The following is a 21,449-nucleotide window of genomic DNA, read 5'->3' as shown; positions in this document are numbered from 1 at the left end:
ACTACTGTCTATAAGACTTAAATAATTAACTCAATAATTAACGCAGTTGCTTACCTTTGATATCTTTACGAAATGACGCAAAAACACCTCGGCAAGCACCCACCTCTATTACTTAATCTCTGTCTTTTAAAGAACCTTTCCTCGAAGCCTTCGTGGCTAAGAGGCCGCGTATTATACGCGTTTGAATCAGTCTGGCAAGGCTTTTTTCGAACAATTTTTTGATCAACCGTCGATCAAAATTCCTTACCGGGCCTGCCTGCTGAAGTTGCCCTTCAGCTGTCAGGGGCGCGCATTATGCCACAGTTTTTGATGCCTGCAAGCGATTTTTATGACAGCACTGTCATTTTCTTTAAATCGCGCCGCAACACTAGCAAATACGTAATAGATGAAACTGCTTCTTGCCGCGCTTGAGGATAATGAAGCGACCAAAGCGAGCCTGCTCGCGACCTATGCTCGCCTCAAGGTCGGAGATCTTTTCCCCATTCACTGACACGGCACCGGCATTAATGAACTCCCTGGCGACACGATTGGACTGCGCCAGCCCGCTGTCCACCAGGGCCTGAACCAGCGTGAGCGCTTCGCCACCGATATCTGTGGCTGGCAAGCCATCCAGACGCAGCTGCTCGAAATCTTGTTCCCGCAGATCATCCAGCCTGCCCGAGAACAGAGCCGAACTGATTCGCTCGGCCGCCTCTACACCTTCTTGCCCATGGACCAGTCCAGTCACCTCGCGCGCCAGAATGCCCTGCGCCTGCGGCCGACCGCTGGCACCCACATCGGCGGCCTCGATTTCATCAATCTGTGCCGGCGTCAGAAACGTAAAGTAGCGCAGAAATTTATAGACGTCCGCATCTGCGGCATTTAACCAGAACTGATAAAAAGCATAGGGAGATGTCTTTTCCGCGTTCAGCCACACAGTGCCCGTTTCAGTCTTGCCGAACTTCTGTCCATCGGCCTTGGTGACCAGCGGCACTGTCAAGCCATACACCTGCCCCTGATAAAGCCGGCGGGTCAGATCAATACCGCCGGTAATGTTGCCCCACTGATCACTGCCACCGACCTGTAAAGTACAGTTGTGCTGGTGATAGAGCTGCGCAAAATCATAGGACTGCAGAATCATGTAACTGAACTCAGTAAAGGAGATGCCTGAGCCCTCTCTTTCGATGCGTTGCTTGACCGACTCTTTCTGAATCATTGCATTGACCGAAAAATGCTTGCCAACATCCCGTAGAAAATCCAGCACACTGAGCTGCTTGGTCCAATCCAGATTGTTTACCACCACTGCCGATGCAGCACCGCAGTCAAAGTCGAGAAACTGCTCCAGCTGCGCTTTAAGGCTGGACACCCAACCGCTGATCACTTCAACAGAGTTTAACTGCCGCTCGGCCGCCTTAAAGCTGGGGTCACCAATCATGCCAGTCGCACCGCCGACCAGAGCCAGGGGTTTATGGCCGGCCAGCTGAAAGCGGCGCAGCACCAGCAATGGAACCAGATGGCCAATATGAAGACTGTCTGCCGTCGGGTCAAAGCCGCTATACAGAGTGCGGCTACCACCCGCCAGGTGCGCTTTTAATTCATCTCCGGAAGTAGTCTGGGCGATCAAACCACGCGCCTCCAGATCGGCAACAATTTCCACTTTATTTACAGACATATCGGTCATTCCAATCATCGAGTTTCTACAAGGCGGACAATTCTACACCATACGTTGGAATAAGACTTGACCTTGCCCGTGAAAGCCTTAAGAATTGGGGGATAATTTGGTCCGCCAGCCAGTAATATCGAGACAACAAGAATTCCATGGAACCGATACACCAAAGAACAACCGTACCTCGCAAAAAGCCAACGCTTCAGAAGCGATACCAAGCCAGCGCCATACCCGGGCCCCAGCAGGGCAAGCGTCTCAGCCTGAAACAGATTCCCCGACAGCATATTGTGCTCGCGAGCATACTCAGCGCAGTGCTGTTTGCCGTCACAACAATGATGCCGGAAGAGTCCGCCCACGGGGACAGACTGGCATCCGACCAGCAATTGCCAAGACTGGCTTCGATGCAGAGCCAGCTGGCAGATCAGGTCGGGCCGCAACCAATGATTGGCCCCATGCAGCCTAAAAATCACGGCTGGACGGAATTGACGGTCGCCCCCGGCGACACACTTTCATCTATTTTCAACGAAGTGGGCCTCTCGGCTCAGGAGCTGCACCGGCTGATCGACACCACAGATGAAGCCACTGTGCTGAACCGTCTTCGGCCTGGCTATCAACTGAGCTTTCACATTCCCAGCCCCGGCGAACTGCGACAACTGCAGGTTCTGACGTCCCCACTGGAAGGCTTTGTCTACAAGCGCTACGACGCACGTTATGAAGTTGAGCCGGTTTTGCGGACTCCAGATATCCGGGAAGTCGTCAGACAGGGCGAGATATCAGACAGCCTGTTCCTGGCCGCACAACGAGCCGACATCCCCGCCAATGTCATCATGGGCATGGCCGATGTGTTTGGTGGCGTAATCGACTTCCTGCTCGATCCGCGACAGGGCGACCGCTTCAGTATCATTTATCAGGAAAAGTATCTCGACGGCGAATACGTCGGCCCTGGTGAAATAATAGGTGCACAATTCATCAACCGCGGTCGCGAGCATATCGCGGTCCGATATGAAAACACCCAGGGTGAAAGCGGCTTCTTTAGCCCAACTGGCGAAAGCATGCAGAAGGCCTTCCTCAGGAACCCGCTGGATGTATTCAGAATCAGCTCCAATTTCAACCCGAACCGCCGCCACCCAATTCTGAACACCATACGTGCGCATAAGGGCACCGACTACGCAGCACCGACTGGAACACCAGTACGCGCAACTGCGGACGGCACTGTAACCTGGGCAGCCCGTAATGGCTCATTTGGCAAGCTGGTCGTTATTGAACATCACGGCTCCTACGAGACCAAGTACGCGCACCTGAATGACTATGCCGATGGTATTCGCAAGGGCAGCCGGGTCAGACAAGGCCAGGTAATTGGTTACGTTGGTGCCACTGGCGGCGCCACTGGCCCGCACCTGCATTATGAATTCCTGGTGAGCGGCGTTCACAAGGACCCACGCACTATCGTCGATCAGCTGCCCCAAGCCGTTACACTGGAGCCTGCTGAAATGCCGAGATTCCTGGAACGTTCACGAGCAATTATTGAGCGCTTCCCACCATCCAGTGCCGACAGTCGCCTGCTGACACTGGCCGGACCAGCACTGCCGTCGCTGGAACACTAGTGAGCAACCGGGCGGATCCTTCGGGTTCAGCCCGCCACGGGCCGGCCGGGCTTTATATTGGGCTTATATCCGGCACCAGTGTCGACGGCATTGACTGCGCTCTGATTGAAACCGGTCCTGAGGGTACCCAGCTGCTGGCCACGCAGGCGCTCGAGTACTCGCCCGCGCTTCGCTCAAAGATTCTGGCCATCTGCCATGATGGACAGGTATCACTATCGGATCTTGGCGACACCGACGTCGCAATCGGCAAGGCCTTTGCGGCGGCAGCCAATGCGCTGATGCGACAGGAAGGACTGACCGCAGGTCAGATAGTCGCCATAGGCAGTCATGGACAGACCATCTATCACCAGCCGCAAGGCACTCACACCTTCAGTCTTCAGCTGGGGGACCCGAACACCATCGCTGCACTTACTGGCGTGACAACAGTTGCCGATTTTCGCCAGCGCGACATGGCGATGGGAGGTCAGGGTGCGCCGCTGGCTCCCCTGTTTCATCAGCACTTCTTTCATTCTCCAGGGCAGCACACCCTGGTGCTGAATATTGGCGGCATGGCCAATATTACAGTTGTGGATATGAATCCTGCTGCCTGTCCAACAGGGTTTGATACCGGTCCCGGCAATGTCCTGATGGATCTGTGGATAGAGCAGTATTGCGGCAAGCCCTACGATGCTGATGGCGCATGGGCCGCCAGTGGTCAGGTGCTGCCAGCACTGCTTTCGGTCTTGATGGCGGAACCCTATTTCTCGCTACCAGCCCCAAAAAGCACCGGTCGAGAATTGTTCAACGCTCGCTGGCTTGGGAGTGCGATGCAACAGGCTCTGCAGCTGGAGGGCGTCGCCAGCTATGCACCAGAGGATGTACAACGCACTCTACTGCAGCTTACAGCTCTCAGTATCGCCGAAGCTGTCGCGGGCTGCGTAGACCAATCAACAGATGCAGGCATAATCGCAGTGTGTGGTGGAGGCGCCCACAATCGCAGCCTGATGTCGCAATTGCAGACCGAACTCCCGACCTATCAGGTAGTCTCCAGCGATCATCTCGGTATGCCGGCCGACTGGGTAGAGGCTGCGACCTTTGCATGGCTGGCCAGCAATACTATCGGCGGCATTGCCTTAGACTGCAGCAAACTGACCGGATCACGCAGCCCCGTGATTCTGGGTGGTATTTATCAGTCGGAGAGATAGGTCGTTTCAGATGGAGAACGACGAGCCACAACCACAGGTAGTGGCTGCCATTGGATTGTTGACAACAAAACGTGAGCCTTCAAGATTCTCGACATAGTCGACGCGCGCGCCGACCAGATACTGATAACTCAATGGATCAACCAGCAGGGTTGCCCCCTTGTGATCCACCACGGTATCTTCGTCCCCAACTTCCTCGTCAAAGCTGAAACCGTACTGAAAACCTGAGCAACCGCCGCCGGTTACGAATACGCGTAACTTCAGGGATGGCTTGCCTTCTTCCTCGATCAGGCTTTTTACTTTGTCGGCCGCGTTATCTGTTAACGCAATAATGACCGGATCGTGTGTCTGTACCGTGGACATATTTCAACTTACTCAAAACAACTGCAGAATATTTCTCACGAAATTATGGACATATCCGAGTATTTTAGTCAACTATTGTGCAGCAGCTTCAGCTGCCCTGGGCGACACTGGAATGGGCGCCATCATCGTGCGTCAGGGCTCTCAATTGAGACTTAGCCTCATCACCGCAGACAAGACTGCCGTTCACCTGGGCGCCCGCCACCATTTCCAGCAATCGATACTGCACCGAGCCAGTAATGCGGGCTTTTGCTGCAAGTTCAAGGTGGGAGGCAACTTTGACGTCACCTTCTATTTCGCCATTAACCACAGCGTTGGGAACGCTGATGTTGCCATTGACCCGTCCTGTCTCTGCTATTCGCAATACGGCCGCGCTATCATCGGCAGCCTTGATGTCCCCAACCACCAGCCCTTCGATAATCAACTCCCCCTTGAAGGCAAGGTTACCGGTCACCTCGGTATCTACCGAAATCAGCGTATGTGCGTCGGTTCGACTTTTGGATACCAGCTTGTTGTCATTCGATTTGAACATGAACGGGCCCCTGTTGTTGCCATTCGGCATTGATAGACGAAGCAGGCAGTGTCGCGCTCGCATCCGCAACACTTATTTCTGCCGCTGTCGGTACAAACCCCTCGGGCAACACAATGCTGCCGGAAAAGCGATACAGATAGTTAAAGCTTGCCTTCAGCTCCTGAGGCAGCACTGCGATGGTATCCAGATCAAACGATTGCGGCTCACCGGCCAGCTCACCATTGATAACTATGTTGGCTTCTACGTCCACCACAGCATCCTGATTGCCATGTACTGCAACCAGTAATTGATAGGCGTAGCCACGTTCTACCTGCGCTACATCCGAGAGCTTGAACTGAACAATAGTCAGCGCGGGCGTCGCACTGCTTGCCAGGCTCATTACCTGTCGGTAGAGCCCGTTGTCACGCTGCAACTCGATATTGCTTTCACGCAGGGACGCGATTGTCGTCTGTGCCTGGCTCAGTGCCTGCTGATCAAGTTCGCGATTGCGTTCACTGACGGCGAGCTGTGCCTGCAGGTTCGTTAGCTGGGTGGCATTCTCCGGCTCCATCGCGCGCAATTGGGCGAGCTGCTGCGCCAGTTGCTGGCGATCGTCGCTGCCATACCAGTAGCCAGCCGCAGCGGCCAGGGCAATAATAACCAGAGCAGCCAGACCGAGGATATACGGCTGCCATGGCCGATACCTGACAACCCGCATCCGATATTGCTTGCTACCCTTGACGGCCCCAGGCATCGCCAGTCAGCGTGTCGTTTACAGTAACAGCGACAGCGTGTCCAGACCGCTGCGCTCACTGAGACCAAACATGATGTTCATATTCTGCACCGCCTGCCCGGAGGCACCTTTAACCAGATTGTCGATGACCGATAGAACCACAATGGTATCGCTGTCAGCCAGATAGTGAACAGCTATCTGGCAACGGTTCGAGCCTTTGACATTGCGTGTAGCTGGATGGCTACCAGCTGGCATCACATCTACAAACGGTTCATCGCGGTAGCGATCTTCAAACAGACTCTGTAGTTGCTGCGCTGTCACATCAGAGGTCGGCCTGGCATAAAGAGTCGCATGAATGCCGCGAATCATTGGTGTCAGATGTGGAATAAAGGTCAGATTAACATCCGTGCCTGCCGCATTTCGCAAACCCTGAGAAATCTCGGGCAAATGACGATGCCCCGCCACGCCATAGGCGCTCATCGACTCTGATGCCTCACACAGGAGACTGCCCACTTTGGCGCCGCGGCCAGCGCCGCTGACACCCGACTTGGCATCGGCAATCAAATGCGCTGGATCTACCAGGCCTTTTTCCAGCAAGGGAATGAGGCCCAACTGCACAGCTGTCGGATAACAACCCGGAACAGCAATCAGCTGTGCATCGCGAATCGCGGCACGATTGACTTCGGGCAGGCCATAAACAGCCTTTTCGATCAGCTCCGGGCTTTCATGCTCCTCTTTATACCACTTCTCCCAAAGCTCGCGATCTTTCAGGCGAAAATCGGCCGACAGGTCGATTATCCGCACGCCGCGCGCCATGAGGCTTGCCGCACTTTTCATCGCAACGGTATGGGGTGTGGCATAAAACACCACATCGCAGGCAGCCAACGCATCATCGTCAGGAACCGTAAAGCGGATATCAAGATACCCCCGCAAATTAGGGAACAGGTCTGCTACAGAGGTCCCCTCAAGCTCGCGCGAGGTGACAACGTCTATTCGCACGTCATCGCGAAGCGCCAGCAAGCGCAGCAATTCAACGCCTGTGTATCCGGTGGCACCGACAATTCCGACTTTGATCACAACTTTCTCCTGATCCCAATAATGGCTTTGTTCCGTATTCTAACACCAGCGAGCAGCTTTTTGCCGGATGCGGCTGTACTCAGGCTGCTGCCATCTGCATAATCGTGAATTCATCAATCCAAGTTTTTGAAGGACAGACATGGCCTGGCTGGAAGCATTTCATTTGATCTCGGTAATCTGCTGGTTTGCAGGTATTTTTTATCTGCCGCGGCTATTTGTCTATCACGCCATGAGCGACGACCCCATCAGCAAAGAGCGCTTTGTTATCATGGAGCGCAAGCTGTACAGGGGCATCATGACGCCATCTGCCGTGGCCACTGTGTTCTTCGGCGCCTGGCTGATCTATAGCGCACCGGATTTTTATCTGCGCCAGGGCTGGTTGCACGTGAAGCTCGTCATCGTTGCCCTGCTGATCGCTTACCACATCAGCTGCGGCTGGTTCTGGGCACGGTTTCGCGACGATCGCAACACTCATAGCCACAAGTTCTTTCGCATCTACAATGAAGTGCCAGTGTTCGCCCTGGTCGCGATTGTCATCCTGGCCGTGGTAAAACCGTTTTGAGCAGGTCAGCGCATACAAAACCCATGGTGCTGTGTCTGAGCGGACTGGATCCCAGTGGTGGTGCCGGCATTCAGGCGGACATGGAGGCAATGCTGATGACCGGCTCACACTGCCTGCCGGTCATTACATCACTGACGGTTCAGAACACCCAGAACGTGCAGGCCACACAGCCCGTTAACGGCGAAATATTGCGTCACCAGGTCGAATCACTCCTGTCCGACCTCAGCATTTCGGCAGTCAAGATCGGCCTGCTTGATGGTCCCGACAATGTCCGTGTGGTGGCGGACATTCTCAAGCAGTTGCGCGACGTCCCAGTGGTTGCGGACCCGGTATTGATCGCGGGAGGCGGCTATGATTTTGGCGCCGTCGATATTATCGACCTCTATCTCGAACAGATCGCTCCTCACGCCACCATCATGACTCCCAATACCCATGAACTTTTCCGGCTCGCCAAGGGATCTGATTCTCAGTCAGAGGCGGCCGAAAGATTGCTGCAGGCCGGTGCGAAACATGTACTTGTGACGGGCGGTCACGAACCCGGCGAGCTGATCACCAACCGCCTCTACTCTAGCCAAAAGGGCGACGAACCCTCTCAGTGGCAATGGGCACGCCAGCCCGGGGAGTATCACGGTTCCGGATGCACACTGGCCGCAGCGTTGGCGTCGTATCTTGCTCAGGGCCATATCGTCACAGACGCCGCCAGCCTGGCGCAGGACTTCACCTGGCAAGCCATCAAGTACGGCTGGCAGCCTGGTGCCGGACAGCTCATTCCCAATCGCCGGTATCCGCTTGAGATATGATACGGCCGCCTGCTTTGCTAGAATGGCGGGCGGTGCAGACAACCCAGGATTAAACTTTTGACCGACCAGCAGGCGCAAATGCTTCGCGGCGTATATGCAATCACTGACGCAAAGCTGCTCGGCGAGAAGCGATTGCTTCCTGCAGTCGAAGAGGCCCTGGCAGGTGGTGTGAGCCTGGTCCAGTACCGTAACAAGAGTGCAGACTGGTCAGTGCGACTTGGCGAAGCGACGAGCCTGCAGGCCCTCTGCAGCAAATTCGGCGCAATGCTGCTGATCAACGATGACATTGAATTGTGCCTGGCGGCCGGCGCAGCCGGTGTGCATCTTGGCCAGAGTGACACCAGCCTTGTGCAGGCCAGACGCACACTCGGCCCGGATGCCATTATCGGCATCACCTGCCACAATCGGGACGAGCTTGTAGTCAAAGCAGAACAGGAAGGTGCAAGTTATATTGCTCTTGGCCGGTTTTTCCCGTCAGAGACCAAACCTGATGCACCAGCTGCAAACCTGAATGACTTGCGACGCGTAAGACAGTTGACGACTTTGCCAATAGTCGCGATTGGCGGTGTCACTGCTGATAATGGCGGCGCTTTGCTGGATCTTGGTGCCGACATGCTGGCAGTCATTCATTACCTGTTCGCCAAGCCAGATGTAAAAAAACGAGCCGAAGCCCTGGCCCAATTATTTGCCTGACAGAACATCCAGACAGAAGGATTAAACCCGATATGACTGAATCACACGTACCCCACCACGACCCCAAACGCTCTGCGGCCCTGTTCGAAGAAGCTCAACAGTATATCCCCGGTGGCGTTAATTCACCGGTCCGGGCATTCCGCGGTGTGGGCGGCACGCCACTCTTTTTCAGTGGCGGACAGGGTGCTTACCTGATAGACGAAGACGAAAACCGTTACGTAGACTTTGTTGGCGCCTGGGGCCCCATGATTCTCGGCCATTGCCATCCGTCCGTCATTCAGGCACTGCAGCTGCAGCTGAACAAGGGCCTCGGATATGGGGCCTCAACAGCAGCGGAAGTAGAGATCGCCAAAACCATCTGCAAGCTGGTTCCGTCCATAGAAAAGGTCCGCCTGGTAACCTCCGGTACAGAGGCAACCATGAGCGCCATTCGCCTGGCACGCGGTTACACCCGCCGCGACAAGGTGGTCAAGTTTGAGGGCTGCTATCATGGCCATGTTGACGGATTGCTGGTCAAAGCCGGTTCAGGGGCACTGACACTTGGCGAGCCTGACTCTTTGGGTGTGCCGACATCGTACACAGATCAGACCTTTGTGCTGACCTACAATGATATCGACGGGATGCGCGAGTTATTCGATCAACGGGGCGAGGAAATTGCCTGCGTCATTGTGGAGCCAGTAGCCGGCAACATGAACCTGGTACCACCAGTGCCCGGATTCCTGGAGGCGATGCGCGAGCTTTGCACCAAGTATGGCGCAGTGCTGATATTTGATGAAGTCATGACTGGATTCAGAACCGCACTGGGTGGAGCCCAGTCGGTTTATGGTGTGACACCCGACCTGACTACATTGGGCAAAGTTATTGGCGGAGGCTTGCCGGTGGGCGCTTTCGGTGGCAAGGCCGAGATCATGAATTGTATTGCTCCACTCGGTGGAGTTTACCAGGCCGGCACACTGGCGGGCAGCCCGCTCGCAGTGGCGGCTGGCCTGGCCATGCTGACAGAGATCCAGCGACCCGGTTTCCATGACCAGCTGACCGCACGCACCGCGCAGATGCTGGCCGGCCTCCAGGAACTGGCAGACGCCGCTGGCATACCCTTCACAACCAATCAGGTGGGAGGCATGTTTGGATGTTTCTTCTCGGAGGAAGAGCAGGTAACACGTTTCGACCAGGTCATGGCCTGCAACGTGGAGCAATTCAAGCGCTACTTCCATTTGATGCTGGAAAATAACATCTACCTGGCGCCATCTGCTTTTGAAGCTGGTTTTGTTTCAGCTGCGCATGGCGACAAAGAAATCGAACTGACTCTGGCAGCTGCCAAAAAAGCTTTTGCCGCTCTGTGACACATCAGGAACCAAAATCAGGAACTATCAATGACAACATATGACGTGTACGGCATCGGCAATGCGCTGGTCGACAAAGAATTCGAAGTAGACGACAACTTTTTTGTCGAAGCAGGTATCGAGAAAGGCTTCATGACACTGATGGATGAGCACCCCCAGCAGGTCATTCTGGACCTGCTGAGCCAGCGCTATCCGTTGAAAAAGCAGGCCGGTGGCGGTTCCGCTGCCAACACGCTATACGCCGTAAGCCAGTTTGGTGGTAAAACATTCTATGCCTGCAAAGTAGCCAATGATGAGACAGGCGACTTTTACGTAAGCGCCCTTGGCGACCATAACATCAGCACCAATCTGGGCGCTCAGCGCGAACCTGGTATGACTGGCCGCTGCCTGGTCATGGTGACACCTGATGCTGAACGGACCATGCTGACACACCTGGGCATCTCATCGCAGGTCTCCCCGTCAGACGTTCAGGAAGAAATCGTGGCTCAGGCCAAATTCGTATATATCGAGGGTTATCTGGTTACATCTGATTCGGCGCGCGCGGCTGCAAAAAAACTGAAGGCCTGCGCAGAGCAGCATGGCGTCAAGACGGCATTGACCTTCTCCGATCCTGCGATGGTCGAGTATTTTAAAGATGGGGTTAATGAAGTGCTTGGTGATGGCGTCGACCTGCTGTTCTGCAATGAGCAGGAGGCCAAGATCTGGGCCGACGAAGACGATTTCGAAAAAGCCTGTAAAAAAATTGCCACAGTGGCCACTAGCTTTGTGATTACACGTGGTGCCAGAGGCGCGTTATTATTCGATGGTCAGAATTACATTGATATTGCGCCACACAGCGTCAAGGCGGTGGACACAAACGGGGCGGGAGACATGTTTTCCGGTGCATTTCTTTATGGCATCACACAGGGCATGTCATTCCAGAAAGCCGGTGAACTTGCCAGTCTGGCATCAGCAACGGTGGTCACTGAGTTCGGCCCACGACTGGATCCGGAGCAGCACTTACGCTTGCTGGAGAAGTTGAACTAGGACTTGTTTTCAGCGGGCCACTGAGTGTAGGCCCGGATGGCAACTTGCCCGGCCCTGCAGGCGTTTAGCCAGCGGGCCGGGCAGCACAGTCACGATTCAGGCACGAAGATCGTCGACGAACTTCTTCACACCATCAAACCAACTGGTTTTCTTTGGAGACTGCTGACCTTCGGTATCTCCGATGGTCTGGAACTCCTGCAGCAATTCTTTCTGGCGGCGCGTCAGTTTGACTGGCGTTTCCACCACAACCCGACACAGCAGGTCGCCCGGGCCACCACCTCTGACAGAACTGACGCCCTTGCCACGCAGACGGAATAATTTCCCGGTTTGTGTCTCGGCAGGAATTTTCAGTTTGACACGGCCATCGAGAGTCGGGACTTCAAGTTCCCCGCCCAGAGCCGCGTCAACGAAACTGATCGGAATTTCGCAGTGCAGGTCTCGGCCTTCACGCACAAATATCTTGTGAGGGCGCATGTGAATCTGCACGTACAGGTCGCCGGGAGGTCCTCCGTTTACACCGGCCTGACCTTCGCCGGTGAGCCGGATTCGGTCACCCTCATCCACGCCCGCAGGCACTTTAACCGAGAGAGTCTTCTGCTCTTCAACCTGACCGCGGCCGTGGCAGGAGTTACAGGGATCCTTGATCTGCTTGCCACTGCCATGACAGCGTGGACAGGTCTGCTGCACAGAGAAAAATCCCTGCTGCATTCGAACCTGACCCAGGCCGTTACAGGTTGAACAGTCAACGGGCGCCGAACCTTTTTTGGCGCCTGTGCCGTCACAGCTATCACAGGTGACCGCGGTTGGGATGCGAATCTTGACCGTTGTTCCCTTGACGGCGTCTTCCAGATTCAGCTCCAGGTTGTAGCGCAGATCCGAGCCCTTGCGGACACCGCTGCGGCCGCCACCAGCGCGGCCGCCTCCACCAAAGATGTCTCCAAAGATATCACTGAAGATATCACCGAAATCACCGGCTCCATGAGCACCACCCTGCTGGTTAACACCAGCGTGCCCGTACTGGTCGTAGCGGGCACGTTTATCCGGGTCGGACAGCACTTCAAATGCTTCGTTGGCCTGTTTGAACAGTTCTTCCGACTCTTTGTTGCCGGAATTCCTGTCAGGGTGATGCTTCATGGCAACGCGCCGGTAGGCCTTTTTGATATCGGCCTCCGACGCATCGCGGGCTACACCCAGTACTTCGTAATAATCTTTTTTCGACATAGTCCGTCAGCCAGTATCTTATTTATCGTCCTTCACTTCCTCGAACTCCGCATCCACTGCGTCATCCGCACCTGAGGACTTGTCGTTGGCTCCAGCGTCATCAGCACCAGCATCTGCAGCTCCGGCGGCACCCTGCTGCTCAGCATACATCTTCTGAGCCAGGCCTGATGATGCTTCGGTCAAGGCTTTGGTCTTTTCCTCGATCTGCTCAAGCTCGCCAGCTTTCATGGCCTCTTCCAGATCGTTGATGGCAGACTCAATCTTGGCCTTTTCATCAGCGTCCACCTTGTCACCGGCATCAGCAAGTGTTTTGCGGGTGGCATGGATCAGACCATCGGCTGTATTGCGGGCTGTCACCAGTTGCTCAAACTTCTTGTCTTCCGCTGCGTTAGCTTCGGCATCCTTGACCATACGCTCGATCTCTTCGTCGGTCAGACCGCTGGACGCCTTGATGACAATCGACTGTTCTTTGCCCGTCGCCTTGTCTTTGGCAGATACGTTCAGAATACCGTTGGCATCGAGGTCGAATGCTACTTCAATCTGTGGCATGCCACGCGGTGCCGGCGGGATATCGCTCAGGTCGAAACGGCCCAGAGACTTGTTCTGGTTAGCCTGCTTGCGCTCACCCTGCACGACGTGAATGGTCACCGCAGTCTGGTTGTCGTCCGCCGTCGAGAAGACCTGTGTCTTCTTGGTGGGGATCGTTGTGTTCTTATCGATCAACACACTGGTTACACCGCCCAGTGTTTCGATACCCAGAGACAGCGGAGTTACGTCCAGCAACAGTACGTCATTCACTTCGCCTGACAGTACGGCAGCCTGAATTGCGGCGCCCATCGCAACCGCCTCATCCGGGTTAACGTCACGACGTGCTTCCTTGCCGAAAAAGTCAGCGACTTTTTTCTGCACAAGAGGCATACGTGTCTGACCACCCACCAGAATGACGTCGTTGATTTTGCCAACATCCAGACCAGCGTCTTTCAGTGCGGTACGAACCGGCTCCAGTGTGCGCTCAACCAGCGCTTCCACCAGTGATTCGAACTTGGCACGGGTCAGCTTTTGCACAAGGTGCTTGGGACCTGATGCATCAGCAGTAATGTAAGGCAGATTCACCTCTGTCTGCTGTGACGATGACAGCTCGATCTTGGCTTTCTCAGCAGCTTCTTTCAGACGCTGCAGTGCCAGCGGATCGCTGCGCAGATCCATGCCGGACTCTTTCTTGAACTCATCCGCCAGGTAGTCGATCAGACGCAGGTCGAAGTCCTCACCACCGAGGAAGGTATCGCCATTGGTCGACAGTACCTCGAAGGTATGTTCACCATCTGTTTCGGCAATTTCGATGATGGATATATCAAACGTACCACCACCCAGGTCGTATACTGCAATGGTGCTGTCGCCGGACTTCTTGTCCATACCATAAGCCAGCGCCGCTGCGGTCGGCTCATTGATGATGCGCTTGACCTCAAGGCCCGCGATTTTGCCAGCATCCTTGGTTGCCTGGCGCTGTGAATCGTTAAAATAGGCAGGCACCGTCACCACCGCCTCAGTGACTGGCTCGCCCAGATAGTCCTCAGCAGTCTTTTTCATCTTTTTCAGCACTTGGGCTGAAATCTGGGGCGGTGACATGTTGTTGTCGTTCACACGAACCCAGGCATCACCATTATCTGCCTTGGTAATTTCGTAAGGCACCATCTTGATGTCTTTCTGAACAACTTCGTCTTTAAACTGCCGGCCAATCAATCGCTTGATGGCAAACAGCGTATTTTTGGGGTTGGTGACCGACTGGCGCTTGGCGGGCTGACCCACCAGCGTTTCGCCATCTTTAGTGTAGGCGATGACGGACGGCGTTGTACGATCCCCTTCCGCATTCTCAATGACCTTGGCCTTGCCGCCTTCCATAATGGAGACACAGGAGTTGGTTGTACCGAGGTCAATACCGATTATCTTGCCCATAATATCCTCTCCAGAAAACCTTTGATTTCTATATTGGTTCACAGCCGCTGATTTCAAGGGCTGCAGCAAATTTATTTAAGCCCGTTCAGGCTTTGACGCTGACGCCATCGTGACCGCCAGCGCCTGATGGCGCCTTGGCGACCATGACCATGGCAGGGCGCAGCACGCGACCATTGAGTGTGTAACCTTTCTGCATAACCGCTACCACGGAATCGGGCTCTGCCGTATCGCTCTCCATCATGCCCATGGCCTGATGGAATTCAGGGTTGAAGGGCTCACCCACCGGATCCAGCGCCGATACATTGAACTTCTGCAGACAGTTGGTGAAGCTCTTCAGCGTCAGCTCCACACCCTGCTTGAGTGCCGTTACCAGCTCATCATCCTTGTCCGCTGCCGCCTGCAGCGCACGCTCCAGATTGTCAATGACAGGCAACAGTTCAGAGACCAGCTTCTCCTGGCCATATTTGTGCGCTCGCTCTACATCCTGTTCGGCCCGGCGCCGAATATTTTGCATGTCAGCATGCAGGCGCAGAACTTCGCTTTGATGAGCCGCCATTGTCTCCTCCGCCTCTGCCAGGCGGTCCAGTGCCTGCTGCAGGGTCAGCCCGTCATTACCGGCCGCATCCTGCTTGTCTGCGGAGGCTTCTTGTGCGCCATCAGACTCAGTGCCGGCAGCCTGCTCGACGCCCTCGTCATTCGGCTGCAAGTTTTCTTCCTTTGTATCCTGCTTGTTGGTTTCAGGCGTTTGCTCACTCATATCTATGCAACCTCAATCCTCTGCAATCTTGATTCTGTAGCTCATCGAATTTCTGCCACGCGGGCTATCTGCTCAATATGGGGGCGTCGTGATATGATTCAAGGCATCAACACAGCGATTTTTCAAACCAGGCACTATAATCAAATTAAATGCTGATACTTCTGTCCATACGCAACTACGCCATCGCCGAGAGCCTGGATATTGAACTGTCGGCGGGCATGACCGCCATTACCGGCGAAACCGGCGCCGGCAAGTCAATCATCCTGGGGGCCATGAGTCTGATCCTCGGCGATCGTGCCGACCGCGACGCAGTTCGCAGCGGCTGCGACCGTGCCGATATCACAGCCGAGTTTGATGTCTCCCGACTGACGGCAGCGCGCCAATGGCTGGCGGACAACGCTCTGGATTCGGACCATCCGGACCAGTGCCTTATCCGGCGCAGCGTATCAGCCGATGGGCGCTCAAGAGCATGGATCAATGGGGCACCAGTAACCCTGCAGTCGCTAGCCGAGCTCGGCGCTCTGCTGATGGACATACACAGCCAGCATGAGCATCACTCTCTGCTCAAGAAGGCTACCCATCAGCAGCTGCTGGATGATTACGCTGGCCATGCGCCAGCAACGACCAGGCTGCGCGAACTGGCAGAGCAATGGCGCCAGACGCATAAAGAGCTGGAGAGCCTGCTGAATGACAGTAATGAACAGTCTGCTCAACTTGAACTTGCCCGATACCAGCTGGAAGAGCTGGACCAGCTGAACCTGCAGGACGACGAGCTGGACAGCCTCGACCACGAACTTGATGAGTTAACTCACGCCGAATCGCGCCTGGCCAAACTGCAGGCGCTGCTTCAGCTATGTCGAGAGGATGACGAAGCCAATATTGTGCAGATGCTTCAGCACAGCCAGGCACTGGCCGCCGAATGCGGGCAGAGCAGCGCACTGCAGAATATTCAGGACATGCTCAGCACAGCCCTGATACAGGTTGAAGAGGCCGCCAGCGAGATCAACCGTCATCTGGACAGTATCGAGATCAACCCGGAACGACTGAATGAAGTAAACGAACGGCTTGGACAGATTCATCAACTGGCGCGCAAACATAAAGTCAGACCCGAGTCACTGGTCGAGATGCGGGCACAGCTGCAGCAACAACTTCAATCTCAGGCGAGCAGCGCCGAAGCAATCACTCACTTACAGGAAGCAGCCGACCGCTTGCAGCGCGAGTGGCAGGATCAGGCCAGCCAGATTAGCTCCGCGCGCTCAAAGGCAGCCGACCTTCTCTCAGAGGCCGTCAATAAGCAGCTCGCTGCACTTGCCATGCCAGACGCGCGGCTTTCAGTTGAGCTGGTCGCACAGGACAGCGCCCACCCGCAGCCCTTCGGCCTGGAACAGGCGGAGTTTCTGATCAGCACCAACACCGGGCAGTCCGCCAAACCTCTGGCCAAGATTGCCTCAGGAGGCGAATTGTCCCGCATCAGCCTGGCCATTCAGGTAATCACGGCGATGACTTCGGACACACCAACGCTGGTATTCGACGAGGTCGACGTGGGCATTGGTGGCTCAGTCGCACGAACCGTTGGCAGACTTCTAAAGCAACTCGGAGCGCGCAGCCAGGTACTATGTGTGACGCACCAGCCGCTGGTTGCCAGCCAGGCCAATCAACACCTGTTTGTCAGCAAGCAGACGCAGGGCAATCAGACACAATCAAGTGTCTCATTGCTGGGCGATGAGGACAGACTGACAGAAATCGCCAGAATGCTGGGCGGTGACAGCGGCTCAAAAGGCCGACCCAGCGAAGAGTCGCTTGCCCATGCACGGGAACTGACGGCTATCAGTATCAGTTGAAAGAATCGTTAGGCAGATCTCAGGCAGAGCGCTGACACTCAGAGCATATGCCGTACAGGTAGAGGCTGTGATCGGTTATTTCGAAGCCAAATTCGGCGGCAATCTTGTCCTGCCGATCCTCAATGACCTCATCAAAAAACTCTTCCACACGTCCACACTTGTTGCAGACCAGGTGGTCATGGTGCTCGGCTGTGTGAAGTTCGAAAACAGAATGTCCGCCCTCGAAGCGGTGTCGCATTACCAGGCCAGCCGATTCGAACTGGGTCAGCACGCGGTACACCGTAGCCAGGCCGACTTCCTCACCAGCTTCAATCAATGCCTTGTAGACATCTTCAGCACTCATGTGGCGGGTTTCGGAACTTTCCAGCAATTGCAGAATCTTTACCCTCGGCAATGTGACTTTGAGGCCCGCTTTGCGTAGTTCCTGATTTTCTGAGGACATTTTGATTCTCGCACAGTTTTTGGCTAAAGGTGTTATCCTGCCTTGTTTTACCGCAGGCAACTGCATACGCTATTATGCACTCTAATCAGGTGAGTTAAAAGTTTGGACCCGTTATCCATGGTTGATCATATGAATACATCCCGCCATCCAAAATGGCGCTTAGCGCCAATGGCCATCATGGCATGCCTCATCCTGGGCGCGTGCTCTTCCCTGCCCGTGCCACAGTTCCCGGGGGTCTATAAGATTCCAATCGCACAGGGCAATATCATTACCCAGGAAATGGTTGACCAGCTTGAACCTGGCATGACGCCCCGGCAGGTGATCTTTGTCATGGGTTCACCGCTGGTGCGTGACCCATACAATCAGCAGCGCTGGGATTACGTCTACAACTACCAGCCAGGCGGCGGCGAACGTGGCCAGGAACGCCTGACACTGTACTTCGAAAACGATGAACTGGTCCGCTTTGAAGGCGACTTTGAGCCAGGCCCGGATGCTGCGTGGCACAGTGTCAGCGAAGCCCAGGAGGCTTCCTGAGCATTTCCACCAGCTATTCGAAACCACTCAAGCGAAGGGTTTAATTCATGATCAGCGACATCGACAAAACGCTTGAACATGCTCAGCAGATCTGTACACAACAGGGTGTGCGGCTAACCGAGAAGCGCCGTCGTGTCCTGCAGGTTGTTCTGGAATCGGCAGAGCCACTGTCCGCCTACCAGATAGCCGACAACTATAGAGATCTCTACGGAAAGACGCTGTCCGTCATGTCTGTGTATCGAATGCTTAACTTCCTCAAGGACAATGAGCTGGTCCATCGCCTGGAGACTACCAACCAGTACCTGCCATGTTCACATATCCGCTGCCAGCACGACCACGAGGTGCCGCAATTCCTGATCTGCGACAGCTGCAAGGGTGTAGAGGAAGTAGGTATCCGCAAAGAAATTCTCAGCGAGCTCAGCGCCAATATCAAAGACACCGGATTCACACTGGCCCGCCAGCAACTTGAATTCAGGGGTATATGTAGCGCCTGCCAGCGGGCTGGCGCTACACTCAAGCTCAACTGAAGAGCTGGGGGTCAGAAGAACCAGTTAAAGAGATACACCCGGCGCAGGTGTAGCATTGCTTAACTGATCCAGTGTTGGCAGCTCCGGAGCAAACTCCCGGTGACAGGTTTCACAGGTCTCAATCAGTTGCCCACCTGCGCGCTGCATCAAATCTGTATTGCGACTACGCACCGCATTGACCGCACGGGCACCGTCCTGGCTCAGCTGTTCCGCCAACTCCAGCCAGCGAGGATCTGCCGCAAGCTCAGCATCGGCCTGCCCCGTGCCTGGCACTTGCAGCAACTCACCACCAAGCTGAACCTGAAAGGCGAGATGCTCCAGCTCTCGAAAGTCGCGGTCAGTCTGTGGATTGTTCCAGGTAGCGGACCAGTAAGGGTCTGAGGCCTTATTGATCAAGGCAACCTTGATTGCATCAAAAGCGACCGGCAACTGGTTGACCACCGTATTGCCACCGCCATCACCGCCGCCGCCACAAGCGCTCAGTGTGGCCATCAGGGCAATCGCTGCCAAGGTTTTACCTGCAAGCTTTTCATTATTATCGTGCCGCATTTGCCAACTCCTGTCAGTTTAGGATCAATCAGTCAAACCAATGCTATGCGTAACACGCAAGCATTACAACCATTCCCCAGCCGCCCTCAGAACTGACTCGCAAAAGCCCGCAGCGCGTCAACTCCAAGCACGTCAGCCGGTGCCAGTTGCAGGTCCTGTCGTGTCACCTGCCCCAGACTGTCATTCAATGTTGCAAGATGGATATCCTCCTGCGACTTTCGCTCTGCCAGGAAACCCTGCAGACCATCTGGCAGCCGTTTATTCACCACCAGGCCGGCAACATCCACGCCGGCGCGAACGAGCTGCGCATGCAGCTCTATCGTCTCCAGCACGGGCAGGCGTTCCGCCGCCAGAACGATCACAAAACCTGTCTTGCCGGCGTCGGAGAGCGCATCACGCAAGCCCGCAAAACGTTGCTTGCGACGATTTAACAGGCGCCGGATCCGGCTTTCGCGATCCTGGTCCTGCTGTGCGGGTTCATCCCCCAGCGCATTTGCGCCGACACTGGAGTCACGGGCCAGACTCTTGAGGACGGCGCTAAAGCTGTCTGCTTTGTCTCGTCTCTTGATCAAACCTTCGGTCCACGCGGACATCATTTCCGGCAATGCCATCAAGCGGGCAGTATGACCTGAAGGCGCCGTGTCAAACACCACCAGATCATAGTCCGATGCCTGTTCAATCACTTCTGCAATACGCTCCAGCATGGCAGCCTCCTGCATCCCGGGGGCATCGCGGGACAGCTCCATGTGCTTGTCAATTTCACCACTCAAATGAGCCGGCATCATACGTCGCAACGCAGCAGTTACCTCCTCAAGGTGGCGATCAACAGTCTTCTCCGGGTCCAGCTCCAGACCGTCCAGCCCTGAAGCCAGCTTTACCGGCTTGGGGCCGATACGTCGATCAAACAGATGCCCCAGATTATGGGCGGGGTCTGTCGAGACCAGCAGCACATTCTTGCCCTGGTCCGCTGCGGCCAACGCAGTCGCTGCGGAAACAGTGGTCTTGCCGACACCACCCTTACCACCAAAAAAAAGAATCTTCCGTGAGCTGGCAAGTTTCAGCAACATTTGATGTGATCCAATGGAGAGTGTTCAAGACCCATGCGGTGGTGCCATTCATGGAAACGGTCGTAGACCACTGGCAGCAGTTCCAGCGTGTAGTAGGCAGCCGGATTCGGTACGCCCAATGTTTCTGCAAACACCATCAGCATAAAAAGATCGTCTTCATCTCTTTGAGCACGCGCAAACGACTGGCGATAGGGCGCCACATAAAACTCTCGCAGCCCTTTCTCCAGCTGCCTGAAAAAGCTGCCGGGCGACTCCTTACTCATGATTTCTCCGTCGATCTTCTTGCGGTGACTTTCTTCGCGCGTTTCGCCCTGAGAAGCCGGGCCTCTTTCGGATCAATGATCAATGGCCGGTATAACTCTACGCGATCGTGGTTGGCGAGCTGGTACTGCTCTGCTGTAGGGTTGCCACGGCCATCGAGCAGACGTGCATAAATCCCTACTCTGACTGTCTCCGGGTCGATTTCCGGAAACTGCTGCAACAGCCCGGAAAGCTCAACTGCCTGCCATGCAGTCGTGCCATCAGGTACCTCAAGGGGCACCTGATGCTGCTGATCCGGCAATGCGTATATCACTGTTACTTCAAGCATAACTACCCGTAGAGTACCCGTGCACGTGCGATGACCGAGTCGACCTGCGAATTGGCCGAATGCTGGAAGAGCTTTTCCATAGCGGCACCCAGCAAGGATCCCGACCACTCAAAATGCATTTCCAGACTGACTTTGCAGGCCGAATCGGACAGCGAGGTAAAGCGCCATGTCGCATCAAAGCTTCGGAACGGCCCCTCAACCAGCTTCATATGCATTGACTCATTGGACACGAGAGTATTGCGAGTAGTGAAACTGTAGCGAATTCCAGCCTTGCCCAGCGTCAGCTTACCCACCACCACATCTTCGTCACGCTCCAGAATCTCTGCCGCAATGCAGCCCTGCATGAAATTGGGATACTGTTCGATGTCGTTCACCAGCGCATACATCTGGGCGGCGGAATAATTGACCAGCGCACTGCGCTCTATGCTTACCAT

At 55.2% G+C, this 21,449-nt stretch carries 24 protein-coding genes; 10 read left to right on the top strand and 14 right to left on the bottom strand.

Annotated features, from left to right (window positions below):
- Positions 1-367 precede the first annotated feature (367 nt).
- Positions 368-1,651 (bottom strand): tyrosine--tRNA ligase, encoded by a 1,284-nt coding sequence (gene tyrS / locus QGM61_RS09655; protein WP_272907143.1) that lies wholly within the window; start codon positions 1,649-1,651, stop codon positions 368-370.
- A 146-nt stretch (positions 1,652-1,797) separates the two neighbouring features.
- Here tyrS and QGM61_RS09650 point away from each other — a divergent pair, with 146 nt between their 5' ends.
- Positions 1,798-3,249, top strand: a complete 1,452-nt coding sequence (locus QGM61_RS09650) for a peptidoglycan DD-metalloendopeptidase family protein (protein ID WP_237131983.1) — start codon at positions 1,798-1,800, stop codon at positions 3,247-3,249.
- Positions 3,249-4,433, top strand: a complete 1,185-nt coding sequence (locus QGM61_RS09645; protein ID WP_281132817.1) for an anhydro-N-acetylmuramic acid kinase — start codon at positions 3,249-3,251, stop codon at positions 4,431-4,433. Before QGM61_RS09650 ends, QGM61_RS09645 begins: the two co-directional genes overlap by 1 nt.
- Before the next feature lie 6 nt (positions 4,434-4,439).
- On the opposite strand, the gene erpA is transcribed toward QGM61_RS09645, so the two are convergent.
- The 4 genes from erpA to argC form a co-directional block, all read right to left on the bottom strand.
- Entirely contained in the window at positions 4,440-4,793 is a 354-nt protein-coding gene (gene erpA, locus QGM61_RS09640) for an iron-sulfur cluster insertion protein ErpA (RefSeq protein ID WP_237131985.1), read from the bottom strand.
- An 88-nt stretch (positions 4,794-4,881) separates the two neighbouring features.
- Positions 4,882-5,322, bottom strand: coding sequence for a polymer-forming cytoskeletal protein (locus QGM61_RS09635; protein WP_237131986.1), 441 nt, complete (start codon positions 5,320-5,322; stop codon positions 4,882-4,884).
- Positions 5,306-6,019 (bottom strand): DUF6776 family protein, encoded by a 714-nt coding sequence (locus tag QGM61_RS09630; RefSeq protein ID WP_237131987.1) that lies wholly within the window; start codon positions 6,017-6,019, stop codon positions 5,306-5,308. The genes QGM61_RS09635 and QGM61_RS09630 overlap by 17 nt, the downstream gene beginning before the upstream one ends.
- A 54-nt stretch (positions 6,020-6,073) precedes the next feature.
- Positions 6,074-7,111, bottom strand: coding sequence for an N-acetyl-gamma-glutamyl-phosphate reductase (gene argC / locus QGM61_RS09625; RefSeq protein ID WP_281132816.1), 1,038 nt, complete (start codon positions 7,109-7,111; stop codon positions 6,074-6,076).
- 139 nt (positions 7,112-7,250) lie between these two features.
- Here argC and hemJ point away from each other — a divergent pair, with 139 nt between their 5' ends.
- The 5 genes from hemJ (at position 7,251) to QGM61_RS09600 (ending at position 11,535) form a co-directional block, all read left to right on the top strand.
- Positions 7,251-7,673 carry a protoporphyrinogen oxidase HemJ gene (gene hemJ, locus QGM61_RS09620; RefSeq protein WP_237131989.1) on the top strand — a complete coding sequence of 141 codons (423 nt, stop codon included), beginning with the start codon at positions 7,251-7,253 and terminating at the stop codon, positions 7,671-7,673.
- Positions 7,670-8,473: a hydroxymethylpyrimidine/phosphomethylpyrimidine kinase gene (locus QGM61_RS09615; protein ID WP_281132815.1), complete on the top strand. Its 804-nt coding sequence runs from the start codon at positions 7,670-7,672 to the stop codon at positions 8,471-8,473. Before hemJ ends, QGM61_RS09615 begins: the two co-directional genes overlap by 4 nt.
- 78 nt (positions 8,474-8,551) lie before the next feature.
- Positions 8,552-9,166, top strand: a complete 615-nt coding sequence (thiE, locus tag QGM61_RS09610) for a thiamine phosphate synthase (RefSeq protein WP_237133376.1) — start codon at positions 8,552-8,554, stop codon at positions 9,164-9,166.
- Between the two features lie 32 nt (positions 9,167-9,198).
- Positions 9,199-10,509 carry a glutamate-1-semialdehyde 2,1-aminomutase gene (gene hemL / locus QGM61_RS09605; protein WP_237131991.1) on the top strand — a complete coding sequence of 437 codons (1,311 nt, stop codon included), beginning with the start codon at positions 9,199-9,201 and terminating at the stop codon, positions 10,507-10,509.
- A 30-nt stretch (positions 10,510-10,539) separates the two neighbouring features.
- Complete coding sequence (locus tag QGM61_RS09600) at positions 10,540-11,535, top strand: adenosine kinase (RefSeq protein WP_281132814.1); 996 nt, start codon at positions 10,540-10,542, stop codon at positions 11,533-11,535.
- Between the two features lie 96 nt (positions 11,536-11,631).
- Here the strand turns inward: QGM61_RS09600 and dnaJ are convergent, their stop codons facing one another.
- The 3 genes from dnaJ to grpE form a co-directional block, all read right to left on the bottom strand.
- Positions 11,632-12,756: a molecular chaperone DnaJ gene (dnaJ, locus tag QGM61_RS09595; protein ID WP_237131993.1), complete on the bottom strand. Its 1,125-nt coding sequence runs from the start codon at positions 12,754-12,756 to the stop codon at positions 11,632-11,634.
- Between the two features lie 18 nt (positions 12,757-12,774).
- Entirely contained in the window at positions 12,775-14,709 is a 1,935-nt protein-coding gene (gene dnaK, locus QGM61_RS09590) for a molecular chaperone DnaK (RefSeq protein WP_237131994.1), read from the bottom strand.
- An 85-nt stretch (positions 14,710-14,794) separates the two neighbouring features.
- Entirely contained in the window at positions 14,795-15,466 is a 672-nt protein-coding gene (gene grpE / locus QGM61_RS09585) for a nucleotide exchange factor GrpE (RefSeq protein ID WP_281132813.1), read from the bottom strand.
- A gap of 149 nt (positions 15,467-15,615) precedes the next feature.
- On the opposite strand from grpE, the gene recN reads away from it, so the two are divergent.
- Positions 15,616-17,307 (top strand): DNA repair protein RecN, encoded by a 1,692-nt coding sequence (gene recN / locus QGM61_RS09580; RefSeq protein WP_281132812.1) that lies wholly within the window; start codon positions 15,616-15,618, stop codon positions 17,305-17,307.
- A gap of 19 nt (positions 17,308-17,326) precedes the next feature.
- Here the strand turns inward: recN and fur are convergent, their stop codons facing one another.
- Positions 17,327-17,749 (bottom strand): ferric iron uptake transcriptional regulator, encoded by a 423-nt coding sequence (gene fur / locus QGM61_RS09575; RefSeq protein WP_237131997.1) that lies wholly within the window; start codon positions 17,747-17,749, stop codon positions 17,327-17,329.
- Between the two features lie 129 nt (positions 17,750-17,878).
- On the opposite strand from fur, the gene QGM61_RS15360 reads away from it, so the two are divergent.
- Together QGM61_RS15360 and QGM61_RS09565 are read left to right on the top strand one after the other, a co-directional pair.
- A complete protein-coding gene (locus tag QGM61_RS15360; RefSeq protein WP_411268238.1) occupies positions 17,879-18,283 on the top strand; it encodes an outer membrane protein assembly factor BamE in 405 nt (134 codons plus the stop codon).
- Positions 18,284-18,330: 47 nt separating this feature from the next.
- Entirely contained in the window at positions 18,331-18,810 is a 480-nt protein-coding gene (locus QGM61_RS09565; RefSeq protein ID WP_237131998.1) for a Fur family transcriptional regulator, read from the top strand.
- 24 nt (positions 18,811-18,834) lie between these two features.
- On the opposite strand, the gene QGM61_RS09560 is transcribed toward QGM61_RS09565, so the two are convergent.
- The 5 genes from QGM61_RS09560 to QGM61_RS09540 all read right to left on the bottom strand — a co-directional run bounded on the left by QGM61_RS09560 (position 18,835) and on the right by QGM61_RS09540 (position 21,449).
- Positions 18,835-19,359, bottom strand: a complete 525-nt coding sequence (locus tag QGM61_RS09560) for a hypothetical protein (RefSeq protein WP_281132811.1) — start codon at positions 19,357-19,359, stop codon at positions 18,835-18,837.
- A gap of 86 nt (positions 19,360-19,445) precedes the next feature.
- Positions 19,446-20,426, bottom strand: a complete 981-nt coding sequence (locus QGM61_RS09555; RefSeq protein ID WP_237132000.1) for an ArsA family ATPase — start codon at positions 20,424-20,426, stop codon at positions 19,446-19,448.
- Entirely contained in the window at positions 20,417-20,689 is a 273-nt protein-coding gene (locus QGM61_RS09550; RefSeq protein ID WP_237132001.1) for a cory-CC-star protein, read from the bottom strand. Before QGM61_RS09550 ends, QGM61_RS09555 begins: the two co-directional genes overlap by 10 nt.
- Entirely contained in the window at positions 20,686-21,015 is a 330-nt protein-coding gene (locus QGM61_RS09545; protein ID WP_281132810.1) for an RnfH family protein, read from the bottom strand. Before QGM61_RS09545 ends, QGM61_RS09550 begins: the two co-directional genes overlap by 4 nt.
- 2 nt (positions 21,016-21,017) lie before the next feature.
- A complete protein-coding gene (locus QGM61_RS09540) occupies positions 21,018-21,449 on the bottom strand; it encodes a type II toxin-antitoxin system RatA family toxin (RefSeq protein ID WP_281132809.1) in 432 nt (143 codons plus the stop codon).

The organism is Pseudohongiella sp. SYSU M77423 (genome assembly GCF_029911965.1).
GTDB lineage: Bacteria > Pseudomonadota > Gammaproteobacteria > Pseudomonadales > Pseudohongiellaceae > Pseudohongiella.
Note: the sequence above shows the minus strand (reverse complement) of the source record. Positions and strands in the feature narration are given on the sequence as shown.

Bases quoted from the DNA above. Each gene is read 5' to 3' on its own strand.
- tyrS (WP_272907143.1), bottom strand. From the start codon at position 1,651: ATGTCTGTAAATAAAGTGGAAATTGTTGCCGATCTGGAGGCGCGTGGT.
- QGM61_RS09650 (WP_237131983.1), top strand. From the start codon at position 1,798: ATGGAACCGATACACCAAAGAACAACCGTACCTCGCAAAAAGCCAACG.
- erpA (WP_237131985.1), bottom strand. From the start codon at position 4,793: ATGTCCACGGTACAGACACACGATCCGGTCATTATTGCGTTAACAGAT.
- QGM61_RS09635 (WP_237131986.1), bottom strand. From the start codon at position 5,322: ATGTTCAAATCGAATGACAACAAGCTGGTATCCAAAAGTCGAACCGAC.
- QGM61_RS09630 (WP_237131987.1), bottom strand. From the start codon at position 6,019: ATGCGGGTTGTCAGGTATCGGCCATGGCAGCCGTATATCCTCGGTCTG.
- hemJ (WP_237131989.1), top strand. From the start codon at position 7,251: ATGGCCTGGCTGGAAGCATTTCATTTGATCTCGGTAATCTGCTGGTTT.
- thiE (WP_237133376.1), top strand. From the start codon at position 8,552: ATGCTTCGCGGCGTATATGCAATCACTGACGCAAAGCTGCTCGGCGAG.
- hemL (WP_237131991.1), top strand. From the start codon at position 9,199: ATGACTGAATCACACGTACCCCACCACGACCCCAAACGCTCTGCGGCC.
- QGM61_RS09600 (WP_281132814.1), top strand. From the start codon at position 10,540: ATGACAACATATGACGTGTACGGCATCGGCAATGCGCTGGTCGACAAA.
- dnaJ (WP_237131993.1), bottom strand. From the start codon at position 12,756: ATGTCGAAAAAAGATTATTACGAAGTACTGGGTGTAGCCCGCGATGCG.
- dnaK (WP_237131994.1), bottom strand. From the start codon at position 14,709: ATGGGCAAGATAATCGGTATTGACCTCGGTACAACCAACTCCTGTGTC.
- grpE (WP_281132813.1), bottom strand. From the start codon at position 15,466: ATGAGTGAGCAAACGCCTGAAACCAACAAGCAGGATACAAAGGAAGAA.
- recN (WP_281132812.1), top strand. From the start codon at position 15,616: ATGCTGATACTTCTGTCCATACGCAACTACGCCATCGCCGAGAGCCTG.
- fur (WP_237131997.1), bottom strand. From the start codon at position 17,749: ATGTCCTCAGAAAATCAGGAACTACGCAAAGCGGGCCTCAAAGTCACA.
- QGM61_RS15360 (WP_411268238.1), top strand. From the start codon at position 17,879: ATGAATACATCCCGCCATCCAAAATGGCGCTTAGCGCCAATGGCCATC.
- QGM61_RS09565 (WP_237131998.1), top strand. From the start codon at position 18,331: ATGATCAGCGACATCGACAAAACGCTTGAACATGCTCAGCAGATCTGT.
- QGM61_RS09560 (WP_281132811.1), bottom strand. From the start codon at position 19,359: ATGCGGCACGATAATAATGAAAAGCTTGCAGGTAAAACCTTGGCAGCG.
- QGM61_RS09555 (WP_237132000.1), bottom strand. From the start codon at position 20,426: ATGTTGCTGAAACTTGCCAGCTCACGGAAGATTCTTTTTTTTGGTGGT.
- QGM61_RS09550 (WP_237132001.1), bottom strand. From the start codon at position 20,689: ATGAGTAAGGAGTCGCCCGGCAGCTTTTTCAGGCAGCTGGAGAAAGGG.
- QGM61_RS09545 (WP_281132810.1), bottom strand. From the start codon at position 21,015: ATGCTTGAAGTAACAGTGATATACGCATTGCCGGATCAGCAGCATCAG.
- QGM61_RS09540 (WP_281132809.1), bottom strand. From the start codon at position 21,449: ATGGTAAGCATAGAGCGCAGTGCGCTGGTCAATTATTCCGCCGCCCAG.